Raw genomic sequence first — 14633 nt, forward strand, 5'->3', positions numbered from 1 at the left:
CCCCTTCAGTCGAAAACGAGCTGAACGACCGTGCGCCCCGGTCGGCTTTCGATCGCCAGCCGGGCTCCGATGGCGGCGGCGCGCTTGGACAGCGCCTCCGGGACCTCGGCGGCGTCGAAGCCCACGCCGTTGTCGATCACCCGCAGGCGCACGGCGCCGTCGCGCGCGTCGGCCTCGATGCGCAGCGCGCTCGCATGGGCGTGCTGCAGCACGTTCGAGATGGCCTCGAACAGCAAGAATTGCAGCTGCCGCGTGGCGTGGGCGTCGAGCTGCGTCACCGGGGGCAGCTCGTCCACGCCCCATTCGAAGGCGATGTCCGCGGCCGCCAGCCGGGGTTCCAGCCGGTAGCGCAGCGCCGCCAGCAGCGCGCCGATGTCGCCGGGCGGCAGGTGGATGGAGTCGATCGACAGCTTGAGCTGGTCGAGCGAGTCGCGCAGGGTGCGCAGCAGTTCCTCGGGGCTGGTCTGGCCCGACTGCAGCTGGCGGATCGCCGAGCTGATGTGCGAGCCCACACCGTCGTGCATGTCGCGCAGGATGCGCTCGCGCTCGTGGGTGCGCGCCTGGTCGCGCGCCACCTCCTCCAGCTCGGCGTAGGTGGAAGCGAGTTCGCGCTCGCGCTGCGCCACCCGGTCGGCCAGCGTCTTGACCCAGCCGCGCGCCTGCACGCTCGCGAAGTGGAAGCGCCGCAGCACGATCAGCAGCAGCGCCACGCCGAACATCACCGAGGAATAGCGCACCCAGGTGGTTTCGCCGTAGGCGTCGCTCAGGCGGATCACCAGCCAGTCGCGCGTGCCGAAGGCCACCGTGACCAGCGCGGCGCCGGCCACCAGCAGCCGCTCGACGCTGGGCCGGCGCACCGTGGCGACGGCAAAGGCGGCCACGAAGCCGAGGACGATCGTGATCTCGACCGCCAGCCAGGCCGTGAGCCAGCGCGGCTCCTCGCGGTTCAGCGCCAGCCAGGTGAACACCACGGTGCCGGCCACCACGGCCGCCGTCGGCCAGCGCACCCAGCGCGTGCGCGGGCTCTGCGCCCAGTCCGCAAGGTGGTAGCAGAACATCATGGCGGACGCGGCCCAGCCCGCGTAGCAACCGGCCATCAGCACGCCCCACAGCTGCCACGGCAGCGGCGGCTCGGGAATCATGGCGTCGGCCACCCGCAGCGCCCAGCAGAACTCGGCGACCGCGGCCCAGAAGTAGAGAGCATCGCGCTGGCGGCGGCCGGTCGCGCCGGTGTCGACCTGGGTGAACCACAGCGCCAGCGCAATGCTGCCCACGATGAGGCTGAACGCGGTCAGCAGCACCGATCCCGTGAAGCGCCAGGCGTAGGCGCCTTCGAACAACGCAGTGCGCACCGGCGTCGCCGGCCCGATGGTGACGCGCGAGAGGCCGGCGCGCCGTTCGCTGTCGGCGCGGATGCGGATCTGCAGCAGGTTCTCGCCCTCTTTCAGCAGCCGCCCGGGCACCGGCACGTAGACGGGCGCCTTGGCGTAGTCGGCGCGGTTGCCCTGGCCGAGGTCGCCGTAGGACTGCAGCAGCGCGCCATTGAGCTGCACCTCGAAGACGCTGCCGGCACGGGGAATGAAGACGCCCCAGGGCACCTCGGGCAGGGTCTCGACCCGGAACGGCAGCTCGAAGCTCGCGAAGCCGGTGCGGCCGCGGTGCCGGCGGTCCCAGTGGTAGGACAGGTCGACCGCTTCGGTCTGCACGACACCGTCGATGGTGGTGGTCACCCTGGCGTGACGCAGCTCGATCGGCCCCTGCGCCTCCCCTGCGGCGGCGCCCCCCGCGGCCAACAGCGCCGCCAGCCCGAGCAGGCACAGGAACGCCAGCCGCCGCAGCATCCGCCCTCAGCCCGGGTGGGACAGCAGGCCGAGGCGCGTGGCCTCGAACACCGCTTCGCTCTTGGAATGCACCGCGAGCTTGCCGTAGAGGTTCTTGATGTGGGTCTGCACCGTGTGCACGCTCAGGCCCTTGAGGCGCGCGATCTCGGCGTACGAGAAGCCGCGCGCGATCAGCGTCAGCACCTCGTGCTCGCGCGCCGAAAGCAGGCCGCGGTCGGCCTCGTCGAGCGCTGTCTCCGCCGGCGCCGCGCCAGTGGTGCCCGGCACGGCGGCCTGCAGGCTGCGGTACTTGGCGAGCACGCGGCGCGCGATCATGGGCGAGATCGGCGAGGCGCCGGCCTTCATCTCGACGATGGTCTGCGCGATGTCTTCCGGTGCGGCGTCCTTGTGGATGTAGCCGACGGCGCCGGCCTCGATGCTGGCCAGCACGTTCTCCTCGTCGCCGAAGACCGACACCACCAGCGGCTCGCAGCCGGGAAAGCGCGCGACGGCATCGCGGATCACGTCGAGCCCGGTGCCGTCGGGCATGCCGAGGTCGACCAGCAGCACGTCGGGGATGGTCGCAGTCGCGGCCAGCCAGGTGCGCGCTTCCTGCACGGTGCCGGCGCTGCCGAGCCAGAACAGGCGCGGGCTGCGCTGCACGCTGGCCTCGAAGAAGGCGCGTGCGCGGCTGTCGTCCTCGACCACGAGCACGCCCCAGCGGCGTGGCATCCCGTCATCCTGTACCTCGGTATTCATGGGATGGAGCATAAGCCTGGGCACCCACCGCCACGTGGGGCCTGCCTCCCTCGTTCATGGGATGCCCCCTGCCAGATGCGTCACGAAACTTGTCTCTTCTTTCCGCCCTTGCGCCGCACCGCCGCCCCTGCGCGGCCGCACCGTGAATACTTTCGAATTCCAGCCACGCCCTCGCGGCCTGCTCAGGGGCCGATTCGCAGGGATTTGTGGGGTCACCGCGCCGTGGGCGGCGCGGACCTCATGCAAAATTGTCTGAATCCGGCCACGGGGCGCGACCAGCGCACCCCAGTCACCTCCTCCCATGGAACCGCAAACCACCCATCTGTTGTATCTGCACGGCTTTCGTTCGTCGCCCCGCTCCACCAAGGCGCGGCTGGTGGCGAAGCACGTGGCGCGCGAGCACCCGAACCTGGAGTGGTGGTGCCCGCAGCTGCCGCCGTCGCCGCACGATGCCATCGACATGGTGATGAAGGGCATCGCGGACTGGCCGCGCAAGTCGATGGCGGTGATCGGTTCGTCGCTCGGCGGTTTCTACGCCACCTACGTGGCCGGCATGACGCGCTGCCGCGCCGTGCTGCTCAACCCCGCGGTGCACCCGGCGCGCGACCTCACGCGCTACATCGGCAGCCAGACCGCCTGGCACGACCCGTCCGAGCACTTCTACTTCCAGCCCGAATTCATCCAGGAGCTGCGCGCGATGGAAATCGGTGCGCTCACGCGGCCCGAGCGCCTGTTCGCGATCATCGCCAAGGGCGACGAGGCGCTCGACTGGCACGAGATGTCGGCGCGCTACCCCGACAGCCGCATCAAGCTGCTCGAGGGCGGCGACCATGCGCTGTCCGATTTCGAAAAAGCGCACCTCGACGACGTGATGGCGTTCATCAACCCCGTCTAGCGTCCGCCCCGGGCCCGGAAGCGCGCCCGATCCCACGTGGGAGAATCGCCGGATGTTTGTATTGTTTGAAGAAGCCGGCAAATACCTCGGCGGCCGCATCCTGTCGGAAGCCGAAGCCTCGGCACAGGTCGAGCTCGAGACCGGCAAGCGCGTCAAGGTCAAGGGCGCCAACATCGTTCTGCGTTTCGAGAAGCCGGCCCCGGCCGAGCTGATGGCCGAGGCGCGCACGCTCGCCGCCGCCATGGACCTCGACCTCGCCTGGGAATTCGCAGCCGAAGGCGAGTTCGGCTTTGCCGACCTGGCGGCCGACTATTTCAGCGAGAAGCCCACGCTGGCGCAGCAGGCCGCCGCGCTGTTCGCGCTGTTCGAGGCGCCGCACTACTTCCGCCGCGCGGGCAAGGGGCGCTTCAAGAAGGCGCCGGCCGAGATCGTGCAGCAGGCGCTGGCCGCCATCGAGAAGAAGAAGGCCATCCAGGCGCAGATCGTCGAATGGGCGGGCCAGCTGGCCGAGGGCGTGTGCCCGCCGCCGATCCGCGAACAGCTCTACAAGATCCTGTTCAAGCCCGACAAGAACGCGCCCGAGTACAAGGCCGTGGTCGACGCCGCGCGCGCCACGCAGCGCCCGCCGCTCGACCTGCTGGAGCGCGCCGGCGCCATCGATTCGCCCTACCAGTTCCACTGGCGGCGCTTCCTGTTCGAGAACTTCCCCAAGGGCACCGGCTTCCCCGCGCTCGCGGCGCCGGCCGTCGCCGACGACCTGCCGCTGGCCGAAGGCGTGCGGGCCTTCTCGATCGACGATTCGCAGACCACCGAAATCGACGACGCGCTGTCGGTGCAGGGCATGGGCAGCGGCACCATCACGGTCGGCATCCACATCGCCGCGCCGGGCCTGGCGCTCACGCCGGGCAGCGCCATCGACGCCGTGGCGCGTGCGCGCATGTCCACCGTGTACATGCCGGGCTACAAGATCACCATGCTGCCCGACGAGGTGGTCGACACCTACACGCTGCTCGAAGGCGGTGACCGCCCGGCCGTGTCGCTCTATGCGCGCTTCGACGAAGCCACGCTGGAGCTGCAGGGCACCGAAACCAAGCTCGAACGCGTGCCGATCGTCGCCAACCTGCGCCACGACCAGCTCGACGCGGTCGTCACGCAGCCCTGGCTCGAAGACGCCACCTTCAATTCGGACAACACCCCCGACGCCGCCGCGCAGCTGCGCGCGCCGCTCTCCTTCCTGTTCCGCCTCGCCAAGCACCTGAAGGCGCAGCGCGAAGTGGTGCGCGGCAAGCCCGAGAACTTCAGCCGGCCCGACTACAACTTCCGCCTCGTCGGCAACGACGGCGCCGAGCCCACGGGCAACGAGCAGGTGCAGATCAGCACGCGCCAGCGCGGCGCGCCGCTCGACCTGATCGTGTCCGAGGCCATGATCCTGGCCAACAGCAGCTGGGGCGGCTGGCTCGGCGAGCTCGGCGTGCCCGGCCTGTACCGCAGCCAGGCCAGCCTGGCGCCCGGCATCAAGGTGCGCATGGGCACGCGCGCGCTGCCGCACGCGGGCCTGGGCGTGAAGAGCTACGCCTGGAGCACCTCGCCGCTGCGCCGCTACACCGACCTCGTGAACCAGTGGCAGATCATCGCGGCCGCGCGCCACGGCAAGACCGCCGCGCTGGCCGCGCCGTTCAAGCCGAAGGACGCCGACCTGTTCTCGATTCTTTCGGGCTTCGACGCGGCCTACGCCACGTACAACGCCTACCAGGGCGGCATGGAGCGCTTCTGGACGCTGAAGTACCTGCAGCAGCAGGGCATCACCGAGCTCGAGGCCACGGTCATCAAGGACATTCCCAACGGCGCGCTGGTGCGCGCCGACACGCTGCCGCTCGTGTTCCCGGTGGCCGGCCAGCAGGAGCGCGGCGCGCGCGTGCGCGTGAAGCTCGGCGAGATCGATGAGATCGCGCTCGACGTGAGCGGCACCGTGCTCGAACGCTTCGACGTGCCGCAGGCCGATGCCGCAACCGCTGACGGCGGCGAGGACGACGAGGAAGAAGTCGCCGGCCCGATCGCCATCGCGGTCGACCTGAGCGACACCGAGGCCGCACCCGACCCGGCGACGACCACGCCTGCATGACCCCCGGTCGAACGACCGGAGACACGCGACCCCTGGAGGAGTTTCGAGAATGAATCTCAAGGACCTCAGCACGCTGCAGATCGCTCTGGGCGTGTCGGTCATCGCGCATGCCGCGTTGCTCGCGGTGCGCTTCGTCGATCCCGAATCGTTCAACCGGGTCTTCAGCGAAACCCCGCTCGAGGTGATCCTGGTCAACAGCAAGACCAACGACAAGCCCGACCCCGCGGCCCGCGTGATGGCGCAGACCACGCTCGCGGGCGGCGGCGACCTCGACAAGGGTCGCGCCACCAGCCCGCTGCCACCGTCGAGCTTCACCACCATGGGCGACTCGTTCGAGGAATCGCGCCGCCAGGTCGAGGCCATGCAGGCCCAGCAGATGCAGATGCTGGCGCAGCTCAAGCGCGAACTGGCCGCCATGCCCGTGCCCGATCCGCGCCAGGCCGGCGACCCGACCGAGGCCGCCGCGCGCGAGGAAAAACGCCGCCAGATGGTCGCGCTGCTCGCCGAGATCGAGCGCCGCGTGAACGAGGAAAACGCGCGCCCCAAGAAGCGCTACCTGAGCCCCGCCACGCGCGAGGCGGCCTACGCGCTGTACGTCGACACGCTGCGCCGGCGCATCGAGGTCAAGGGCACCGAGAACTTCCCGACCGCCGCCGGCAAGAAGCTCTACGGCGAACTCAAGATGACGGTCACCATCAACCACGACGGGCGCGTGCTCGACACCGTGGTCGACGAGAGCTCGGGCAACACCACGCTCGACCGCCGTGCCCAGGCCATCGTGCGCAGCGTCGGCAACTTCGGCAAATTCACCGACGCCATGCGCAAGCAGACCGACCAGATCGTGCTGCAGTCGCGCTTCAAGTTCACGCGCGACGAGACCATCGAGCTGTCGTCCCAATAGCAACAGCACCCCCAGCAGAACACGGAGCATCGGCCATGGATCAGTACTGCGTCATGGGCAACCCCGTCGAGCACAGCCGCTCGCCCCGCATCCACGCACGCTTTGCCGAACTCTGCGGCCAGCCCATGGCCTACGGCCGGCGCCTGGTGCCGATCGGCGCCTTCGCCGAAGGCATCGCCGCCTTCCGCAGCGAGGCGGCCGCACAGGGCGATGCGGCACGCGGCTGCAACGTCACCGTGCCCTTCAAGTTCGACGCCGCCGCGCTCGCGCAGCACACCAGCGAGCGCGCCACGCTGGCGCAGGCGGTGAACACGCTGCGCTTCGAGGCCGACGGCAGCATCCATGCCGACAACACCGACGGCATCGGCCTGGTCAACGACATCGTGCGCAATGCCGGCGTGCCGCTGGCGGGCCGGTCGCTGCTGCTGATCGGTGCCGGCGGCGCCGCGGCGGGCGTGCTCGGGCCGCTGCTCGACGCGGGCGCCGCGCACGTCGTGGTGGCCAACCGCACGCTCGACAAGGCCATCGCGCTGGTGCAGCGCCATGCCGCGCTCGCGCTGCGCCACGGCGCCACGCTCGAGGCCTGGGCGCTCGACGACGTGCCGGGCGACTTCGACGTGGTGGTCAACGCCACGGCCTCCAGCCTCGCGGGCGACGCGGTGCCCGTGCGCGCGCAGGTGCTGCGCCCCGGCGCGCTGGCCGTCGACATGATGTACGGCCCCGCCGCCGCAGGCTTCATGGCCTGGGCCGAGGCGCACGGTGCGGTCGCGCGCGACGGCCTCGGCATGCTGGTGGAACAGGCCGCCGAAGCCTTCGAATTCTGGCGCGGCGTGCGCCCGCCGTCGGCGCAGGTGCTGGCCGAGCTGCGCGCCTCGCTCGCCGCCGGCGCATGAAGGGCCTGCTGCGCCTGATCGCCTGCCTCGTGGTGGCGGGCCTGGCGCTCGAACTCTTCTTCGTGGTGCGCATCGCGGCCATGGCGGTGATCGATCCGCAGAGCACGGCCTTCCAGCGCTCCGAAGCCTGGCGCGTCGCCCTCTCGCAGGGCCGCGACGGCGGATGGCGTCAGGACTGGGTGCCCTACACGCAGATCAACGACACCCTCAAGCGCGCCGTGATCGCGAGCGAAGACGCCGGCTTCGTCGACCACAACGGCGTCGAGTGGGAAGCCATCGAGCGTGCGCGCCAGCGCAACGCCCGCGCCGAACAGCTGGCCGCCAAGCGCATGGCGCGCGCGGCGGCACGCGGCAAACCGGTGCAGCCGGCCCCGCTGCGCGGCGGCTCCACCATCACGCAGCAGCTCGCGAAGAACCTGCTGCTGTCGGGCGAACGCACCATGCTGCGCAAGGGCCAGGAGCTGGTGCTCGCCACGCTGCTCGAGGTGCTGCTCGACAAGCGGCGCATCCTCGAGATCTACCTGAACAACGTCGAATGGGGCGAAGGCGTGTTCGGCGCCGAGGCCGCGGCGCAGTACTACTTCAGGAAACCGGCCGCACGCTTGACTTCATACGAAGCAGCGCGCCTGGCCGTGATGCTGCCGAGCCCGAAGTTCTTCGAGCGCCGGCCCAACTCCTCGTACATCAACGGACGGGCATCGACGATCGTGGCGCGGATGCCGGCGGTCGACCTGCCCTGAGCTTGCGCACCGCGCCTTCCACCGCCAGCACGGCGACGAAGCCGATCGCGTAGGCCACCACGTCCCACCAGTCGGCGGTGGCGCCGAGCACGATGCGCAGCGCGCGGTTCGGAATGTGCAGGTGCCAGGTCGACGCGAGGAACTGCCCCAGCTCCACCAGCAACCCCACGCCGAAGGCGGCCAGCGCGAGCGGCAGCACGCGCGCGGCGACGAAGGTCTTGAACACCACGTACACCCACGCCACGGCCAGCACGTCGCCGAAGAAGCTTCGCACCCAGCCCCAGCGCGCGCCGACGGTGGCCAGCAGCACGAGCAACACGAAAAGGGCCACCGCCCACGCCAGGGAAAGAAGATCGAATCGCCATCGCATGGCCCGTATCATCGCCTCCATATGCTGGCAAAGCTCACAGGTTGGTTGCTGCTGGGAATCGTCCGATTGCTCACCGGCGCGCAGGCGCGCTGGTACGGCTGTCCACCGAAGGCCGAGCAGCGCATCTACTTCGCGAATCACCAGAGCCACGCGGACCTCGTGATGATCTGGGCCGCGCTGCCCGAAGAGCTGCGCAGCATCACGCGGCCCATCGCGGCACGCGACTACTGGGCCAACACGCCGGTCAAGCGCTGGATCACGACGGAGGTGTTCAACGCGGTGTATGTGGAGCGGGCGGCCACGGGGGCTGCACCGGTTGCCCCGCCGCCAGAAGCACCGCCTCAGGCACCGCCACCCGCGGCGCCCATCGCCCCGGCCGAGCGCATCGAGCCCTCGATGGAGCCGCTGCTGCCGATCGAAACGGTGGTTCACGCACCAGCTGCCGAAGGCCCGCAGGAGATTCAGGGCCAGCTCGACCTTCCCGCGCCCCCGCCGCCCCCACCACCGGTCGCTCCGCCGCCTGCGATCGAACCCGAGGCGCCAGCCACTACACCCGAGCCCCCCGCCGCAGACCCACTCGCCCCGCTCATCGACGCGCTGCGCAGCGGCGACTCGATCATCATCTTTCCCGAAGGCACGCGCGGCCACACCGGCGAGCCGCAGAAATTCAAGTCGGGCCTGTACGCCCTGGCGACGATGTTCCCCGACGTGGTGCTCGTGCCGGCCTGGATCGACAACGTGCAGCGCGTGATGCCCAAGGGCGAGATCGTGCCCGTGCCCATCCTGTGCTCCGTCACCTTCGGCGCGCCGATCCGTGTCGAGGACGGCGAAGAGCGCCGCCCTTTCCTCGACCGTGCGCGTGCCGCCGTGATCGCATTGCGCGACGTCTGAAGGTATGAACCAGTTCCTGCGCAGCCTCAGCCCGACCCAGCAGGTCGCGGCCCTTTTCCTGATCGTCTTCGGCCTGCTCTTCATCGTGAGCACCGCCGTCTTCTTCCTGAGCTTCAAGGAGCGGCGCAACCCGGTGCACGACGAATCGTGGCAGGCCGAGCTGGCGCATTTCCGCGCGCTGCTGGGCACCACCTGGTTCATGGTGATCGTGTTCTGGATCGGCTGGGCGCTGGGCGAAACGGTGGCCACCGTGCTGTTCGCGCTGATCGCGTTCTTTGCGCTGCGCGAGTTCATCACGCTCTCGCCGACGCGGCGCGGCGACCACCGCAGCCTGATCCTCGCGTTCTTCGTGGTGCTGCCGATCCAGTTCTGGCTGGTGGCCACCGCGCGCTTCGACCTGTTCACGGTGTTCATCCCGGTCTACGTGTTCCTCGCCATTCCGGTGGCGAGCGCGCTGGCGAACGACCCCAGCCATTTCCTCGAGCGCAACGCCAAGCTGCAGTGGGGCATCATGGTCTGCGTCTACGGCATGAGCCACGTGCCCGCGCTGCTGCTGCTGACCTTCCCCGGCTACGAAGGCAAGAGCGCGTTCCTCGTGTTCTTCCTGGTGTTCGTGGTGCAGACCTCGGTGCTGGTGCAGCACCTGATCTCGCGGCGCATGCAGCGCACGCCGTTCGCGCCGAACGTGAGCCGCAGCTTCAACTGGACCAGCTGGGGCGTCGGCATCGTCGTGGCCAGCCTGGTGGGCGCGCTGTTCTCGTTCATCACGCCGTTCAAGTTCGGGCAGGCGCTCGCGGTGTCGATCATTGCCTGCGTCGCGGGCTCGATGGGCCACCTCGTGATGAAGGCGCTCAAGCGCGACCGCGGCATTCCAAACTGGGGCCAGAAAGGCGTGGGCGTGACCGGCGCCAACGGCCTGCTCGACCGCGTCGACGCGCTGTGCTTCGCGGCGCCGATCTTCTTCCACTCGATCCGCTGGTACTTCAACGTCTGAAGCACCGGACGGCGGGTGATCAGACCTTGCGCCGCACCACCCGATCGAAGGCCTGCTTCGCGCGCCGCCCCAAGGCCTTCGTCTTCAGCGCCTGAAGCTCGCGCTTGAGCCGCGTGCGCTGCTCGGCCGAAAGCGCCGTGCCGAAACGCCCGAGCGCCAGCTCCAACGCCTCGCGCTGCGCCGCCACCCGCCCCTGCCGCCCTTCGGCCTCGGCCAGCCATTCGCAGGCATTGGCCACACGCTCGCGCAAGGCCGCGTCGCCCGACTCGCCGAAGCGCGCGATGAGCACGCGGTAGGCCTTGGCCTGGCCCGGCAGGTCGTCCATCTTGTCGAAGGCCTTGGCCTTGTTGATCAGCGACTTGGCGGCCCACAGCTGCAGGGCGCTGTCCCGCGCCATCGCCGTGCGCGCGATCACCTCGTCGTAGCTGGCCACGGCCTCGGCGAATCGGCCCGCGCGGCGCAGCACGGCGCCCTTGCGGAACAGCGCGCCGGCCACGCGCGCACGCAGGTCGGGCAGCTCGGAATTGCCCCAGCGCGCGACGATCTCGTCGTGCACGCGCATCTCGTCCGCGGGCCGCGCGAGGCGATCGAGCGCGGTGCTCTTGTATTGCAGGCACAGCGCCACCTGCGACTGCATCTCGGTGGAGGCATCGGCGCCGTAGCGCGCGTCCATCGCGTCGGCCGCCTCGACGACCTCGGAGAAGTGCTCCAGCGCTAGCAGGCAGAAGGTCTTGTGCGACAAGGCGCGCGCGCACTGACGGCGCATGAGCGGGTGCGGCGAGGCGGCATGCGCCGCGAGCACCTCGTCGAACAGCGCAATGGCTTCGCGCGATGCGCCCGCGTCACCGAGCTTGCGGCCTTCGCGGACGGTGTCGCACGCCGCATCGAAGAGCTCGGCCGGCAGCTCGCCGGCGTCGAGCCCGCCGGTCTTGCGCAGGCGCTTCAGGCAGGCTTCGCGCCCGGCCATGGCCTTCACGCGCAGCTCGCGCAATTCGGGCGTGGCGCCGTCACGCGACAACGCGACGAGCGGCTCGTACACCGCGAGCGCCGCCTCGGGCCGGCCCAGCAGGTCGAGCAGCACGAAGCCCTTGTGCAGCAAGGTGGTGGCCACGGTGCGCTGCACCATGGCGTCGCCGTCGCGCGCGAACGTGTCGAGCAGGCGCTCGCAGGCAGCCAGCGCGGCCTCGCCGTCGCCCTGGTCGCGCAGCCCCACGGCCCACTCGTGGGCACGCACGGCCGCGAGGCGGCGCACCTGCGCGGAAGCGTCGTGGCCGTAGCGGTCGAGCAGCCAGCCGACCAGCTCGGCGCGGCGCGCGACCTCGTCGAGCCCGAGGCCGTCGAAGAACAGGGCCAGCGCGCGCACGCCCTCCAGCCGCAGCTCGGGCGCGGCCTCGGCCAGGCCGGTCTCGATCTGGTCGGCCACCTGCAGGCACAGCACCTGCGCCTGGGTGTGCTGCGCCAGCTCGCGCAGGTTGAGCACCGCGGCCAGCCGGGCCCGCGCCACGCGCAGGACCACGCCGGCATCGGCGCCGCCCTCGAAGCGTTCGATGGCCGCTTCGAGCGTGGCCAATGCGTCCTGCGGCAGGCCGCGGTGGTGTTCGATCTCGGCCTTCAGCAGGCGCGCATCGAGCCGCCATGCATCGAGCGTGGCATCGGCCTGCGCATCGAGCTGCTCGCTCATGAAGTCGCAGGCCTCGCAACGCGCCGCGGCATCGTCGATGAGCCAGGTGCGCTGGTACAGCGCGTGGGCAATGTGCGCGCGGACTTCGGGCTCGCTGCGCCCGCCGTGCGCGGCCACGAGGCGGTCGAGCGTGGCCAGCGCGTCGGCCGGGCGGTGCAGCTGGCGCAGCACGTGCGCGAGCAGCCGCAGCGCCTGGCAACAGGGCACGACCACGCCGGCGTCGGGCAGCGCACCGAACTCTGCGATCAGCCGGCTGCAGGCGGCGATCGCCTCGCGGCGGCGGCCGAGGTCGCTCAACAGCTCCGCCTGGCGAAAGCTCGCGGCAGCGCGTTCGGCGGGAGATTGCTGCTGGTGCGCGGGCAAGACCGGGGCGTCGTTCGATGGCTTCGGTTGCTGCTGCGCGGAGGACTCGACTACATTCACCTTCGCTTCCTTGTGTGGCGCGCCCCGCGCGGAGCGGGGCGGAATGCAAGAACGGCGGATTCTGCCCGCGATCCCCCACGCATCGCGCGCGAATTCGTACCTTCTTCAACCTTCCTCACCCAGGCTTAGGCCTTTACGCTTCCTTTTCATGCGGATCCTCGGCATCGACCCCGGTTTGCAGACCACCGGCTTCGGCGTGGTCGATGCGGACGGCCATGCGCTGCGCTACGTGGCCAGCGGCACCATCAGCACCCGACACCTGGGCAGCGGCAACCTGCCGGCGCGCCTGAAGGTGCTGTTCGACGGCATCGGCGAGATCACGGCGCGCTACCAGCCCGAGGCGTCGGCGGTCGAAATCATCTTCGTCAACGTCAACCCGCAGTCGACGCTGCTGCTGGGCCAGGCGCGCGGCGCCTGCGTGACGGCGCTGGTGAGCCACAACCTGTCGGTGGCGGAGTACACGGCGCTGCAGATGAAGAAGGCCGTGGCCGGCCACGGGCAGGCCGCAAAGGCGCAGGTGCAGGAGATGGTCAAGCGCCTGCTCGACCTGCCCGGCCTGCCCGGCGCCGACGCGGCGGACGCGCTGGGCATCGCCATCACGCACGCGCAGGTCGGCCGTTCGATGGCGCGGCTCGCGGAGGCGGCCGAGCTGTCGAAGACCCACGCCGGCACCTACCGGCAAGGGCGTTCGCGCTGAGGCTTCAGCGCACGATGTAGCGCAGGTCGCCCAGGCGCCGGCGGCGTTCGCGCACCTCGGCGGCCACGGCGGGCGCATCGCCAGCCAATGCCCGCGCGATCCAGTCGGCCAGCTGCGGCATGTCCTCGGGCGTGAAGCCCAGCCGCACGATCTCGGGCACGCCCAGGCGCAGGCCGTTGATGTCGCCGTCGACCGGCGCGATCGGCAGGCCGATGCCGCAGGCCAGCAGGCCGCCTTGTGCCAGCTGCTTCGCCGCGCGTTGCCCGCCGCCCCAGCGCGCAGCCTCGAGTGCGAACTGGTGCGACTGCGTGAAGCCGCGCGCCTTGGCGAACACCGGCAGGCCTTGCGCATCGAGCGCGCGTGCCAGCGCCTGCGCGGTGTCGCGCATCGCCGCCGCATAGGCCGCGCCGTGCACCTTCCAATCGAGCAGGCCACGCGCCAGCGCCGCGGTGCGGCCCGCGTCCGAGTTGGCCGTGAGGCCGGGGTAGGCGATGGCGTCGATGCGCTCCATCAGCGCCGCGTCGTTCGACACGATCAGCCCGCCGGCCGGGCCGCCCAGGCTCTTGTAGGTGCTCATGGTGATCGCGTGCGCGCCGTCTTCGAGCGGCTGCGGCCAGGCCTTGCCGGCCACCATGCCCGAGAGGTGCGCGGCATCGAAGAGCACCTTGGCGCCCACGCTGTCGGCCACCTCGCGGATCGCGGACACCGGGTGCGGGAACAGGTTGAGGCTGCCGCCGATGGTGATGAGCTTGGGCTTCACCTCGCGCGCGAGCTTGGCCAGCGCCACCACGTCGACCGAGTAGCCGTCGGCATCGACCGGCGCCGGCACGGTCTTCAGGCCGTAGAGCCCGGCCGCGCCCGCCGCATGGTGCGTCACGTGGCCGCCGATGGCGGGCGGCGGCGCGATGATCGTGTCGCCGGGCTGGCAGGTCGCCATGAACACATACAGGTTCGACAGCGCGCCCGAGCTCACGCGCACCTCGGCGAAGCGCGCGCCGAACACCTCGGCCGCCAGCTCGGCGGCGACGACCTCGATGCGCTCGATGGCTTCCAGCCCCATCTCGTACTTGTCGCCCGGGTAGCCCAGCGACGGGCGCGAACCCAGCCCGCGCGACAGCAGCGCTTCGGCGGCGGGGTTCATCACATTGGTGGCGGGGTTGAGGTTCAGCCCGTCGACGTCGTGGATGCGGTGGCTATCGGCCACGAGGCGTTCGATCTCGGCGGCCACGCCCGCCGCGTCGCGCGCGGCGGCGTCGGTGGCAATGGCGAGCACGTGGTCCTCGCTGGCGGCGGGAACCCAGGAACGGCGGTGAAGGGCTGCGGGCATGCGGTGTCTCGCTGGGAGTGGTGGAGGGGGATGACCGCATGGTCGCGCCCCGTGTCCCAACGGGCAACACGGATAAACTGGGCCCGAGCCCTAGAAAAACTTGGCCTCCCCACCATGTCC

The 14633-nt window shown here is 70.5% G+C and carries 13 protein-coding genes; 8 read left to right on the forward strand and 5 right to left on the reverse strand.

Going from position 1 to position 14633, the window contains the following annotated elements; genetic code table 11:
* Window positions 1-5 precede the first annotated feature (5 nt).
* A complete protein-coding gene (locus AC07XP_RS31055) occupies window positions 6-1841 on the reverse strand; it encodes a sensor histidine kinase (protein WP_447741134.1) in 1836 nt (611 codons plus the stop codon).
* Between the two features lie 6 nt (window positions 1842-1847).
* The gene (locus AC07XP_RS31060) at window positions 1848-2591 is read right to left on the reverse strand and encodes a response regulator (protein ID WP_062481220.1); all 744 of its coding nucleotides are present in this window, start codon (window positions 2589-2591) and stop codon (window positions 1848-1850) included.
* Window positions 2592-2880: 289 nt separating this feature from the next.
* On the opposite strand from AC07XP_RS31060, the gene AC07XP_RS31065 reads away from it, so the two are divergent.
* Genes AC07XP_RS31065 through mtgA form a run of 5 tightly spaced genes read left to right on the forward strand, consistent with a single transcriptional unit; the run spans window position 2881 to window position 8130 of the window.
* A complete protein-coding gene (locus tag AC07XP_RS31065; RefSeq protein ID WP_495266826.1) occupies window positions 2881-3474 on the forward strand; it encodes a YqiA/YcfP family alpha/beta fold hydrolase in 594 nt (197 codons plus the stop codon).
* 52 nt (window positions 3475-3526) lie between these two features.
* Window positions 3527-5596, forward strand: a complete 2070-nt coding sequence (locus AC07XP_RS31070; protein WP_495266827.1) for a ribonuclease catalytic domain-containing protein — start codon at window positions 3527-3529, stop codon at window positions 5594-5596.
* 49 nt (window positions 5597-5645) lie between these two features.
* Entirely contained in the window at window positions 5646-6497 is an 852-nt protein-coding gene (locus AC07XP_RS31075) for an energy transducer TonB (protein ID WP_062481214.1), read from the forward strand.
* 35 nt (window positions 6498-6532) lie between these two features.
* Window positions 6533-7390, forward strand: a complete 858-nt coding sequence (gene aroE, locus AC07XP_RS31080; protein ID WP_139703010.1) for a shikimate dehydrogenase — start codon at window positions 6533-6535, stop codon at window positions 7388-7390.
* Entirely contained in the window at window positions 7387-8130 is a 744-nt protein-coding gene (mtgA, locus tag AC07XP_RS31085) for a monofunctional biosynthetic peptidoglycan transglycosylase (protein WP_307583033.1), read from the forward strand. The genes aroE and mtgA overlap by 4 nt, the downstream gene beginning before the upstream one ends.
* On the opposite strand, the gene AC07XP_RS31090 is transcribed toward mtgA, so the two are convergent.
* Window positions 8075-8512 (reverse strand): ribosomal maturation YjgA family protein, encoded by a 438-nt coding sequence (locus AC07XP_RS31090; RefSeq protein ID WP_495266828.1) that lies wholly within the window; start codon window positions 8510-8512, stop codon window positions 8075-8077. The genes mtgA and AC07XP_RS31090 overlap by 56 nt on opposite strands.
* 9 nt (window positions 8513-8521) lie before the next feature.
* Between AC07XP_RS31090 and AC07XP_RS31095 the strand changes: the two genes are divergently transcribed.
* Complete coding sequence (locus AC07XP_RS31095) at window positions 8522-9391, forward strand: lysophospholipid acyltransferase family protein (protein ID WP_492686294.1); 870 nt, start codon at window positions 8522-8524, stop codon at window positions 9389-9391.
* A gap of 4 nt (window positions 9392-9395) precedes the next feature.
* Window positions 9396-10385, forward strand: a complete 990-nt coding sequence (locus AC07XP_RS31100) for a phosphatidate cytidylyltransferase (protein WP_095948182.1) — start codon at window positions 9396-9398, stop codon at window positions 10383-10385.
* A 19-nt stretch (window positions 10386-10404) separates the two neighbouring features.
* Here AC07XP_RS31100 and AC07XP_RS31105 read toward each other — a convergent pair whose 3' ends face one another.
* A complete protein-coding gene (locus tag AC07XP_RS31105) occupies window positions 10405-12489 on the reverse strand; it encodes an ATP-binding protein (RefSeq protein WP_495266829.1) in 2085 nt (694 codons plus the stop codon).
* A gap of 148 nt (window positions 12490-12637) precedes the next feature.
* Between AC07XP_RS31105 and ruvC the strand changes: the two genes are divergently transcribed.
* Window positions 12638-13186: a crossover junction endodeoxyribonuclease RuvC gene (gene ruvC / locus AC07XP_RS31110; RefSeq protein ID WP_062474210.1), complete on the forward strand. Its 549-nt coding sequence runs from the start codon at window positions 12638-12640 to the stop codon at window positions 13184-13186.
* A 4-nt stretch (window positions 13187-13190) separates the two neighbouring features.
* Here ruvC and AC07XP_RS31115 read toward each other — a convergent pair whose 3' ends face one another.
* A complete protein-coding gene (locus AC07XP_RS31115) occupies window positions 13191-14513 on the reverse strand; it encodes an alpha-methylserine aldolase (RefSeq protein WP_495266830.1) in 1323 nt (440 codons plus the stop codon).
* Between the last annotated feature and the right edge of the window lie 120 nt (window positions 14514-14633).

It is taken from the genome of Variovorax sp. GW531-E2, assembly GCF_059423125.1.

What these genes read in the sequence shown, in the direction of transcription:
- AC07XP_RS31055 (WP_447741134.1), bottom strand. Translation starts at nt 1,841, where the DNA reads ATGCTGCGGCGGCTGGCGTTCCTGTGCCTGCTCGGGCTGGCGGCGCTG.
- AC07XP_RS31060 (WP_062481220.1), bottom strand. Translation starts at nt 2,591, where the DNA reads ATGCTCCATCCCATGAATACCGAGGTACAGGATGACGGGATGCCACGC.
- AC07XP_RS31065 (WP_495266826.1), top strand. Translation starts at nt 2,881, where the DNA reads ATGGAACCGCAAACCACCCATCTGTTGTATCTGCACGGCTTTCGTTCG.
- AC07XP_RS31070 (WP_495266827.1), top strand. Translation starts at nt 3,527, where the DNA reads ATGTTTGTATTGTTTGAAGAAGCCGGCAAATACCTCGGCGGCCGCATC.
- AC07XP_RS31075 (WP_062481214.1), top strand. Translation starts at nt 5,646, where the DNA reads ATGAATCTCAAGGACCTCAGCACGCTGCAGATCGCTCTGGGCGTGTCG.
- aroE (WP_139703010.1), top strand. Translation starts at nt 6,533, where the DNA reads ATGGATCAGTACTGCGTCATGGGCAACCCCGTCGAGCACAGCCGCTCG.
- mtgA (WP_307583033.1), top strand. Translation starts at nt 7,387, where the DNA reads ATGAAGGGCCTGCTGCGCCTGATCGCCTGCCTCGTGGTGGCGGGCCTG.
- AC07XP_RS31090 (WP_495266828.1), bottom strand. Translation starts at nt 8,512, where the DNA reads ATGATACGGGCCATGCGATGGCGATTCGATCTTCTTTCCCTGGCGTGG.
- AC07XP_RS31095 (WP_492686294.1), top strand. Translation starts at nt 8,522, where the DNA reads ATGCTGGCAAAGCTCACAGGTTGGTTGCTGCTGGGAATCGTCCGATTG.
- AC07XP_RS31100 (WP_095948182.1), top strand. Translation starts at nt 9,396, where the DNA reads ATGAACCAGTTCCTGCGCAGCCTCAGCCCGACCCAGCAGGTCGCGGCC.
- ruvC (WP_062474210.1), top strand. Translation starts at nt 12,638, where the DNA reads ATGCGGATCCTCGGCATCGACCCCGGTTTGCAGACCACCGGCTTCGGC.
- AC07XP_RS31115 (WP_495266830.1), bottom strand. Translation starts at nt 14,513, where the DNA reads ATGCCCGCAGCCCTTCACCGCCGTTCCTGGGTTCCCGCCGCCAGCGAG.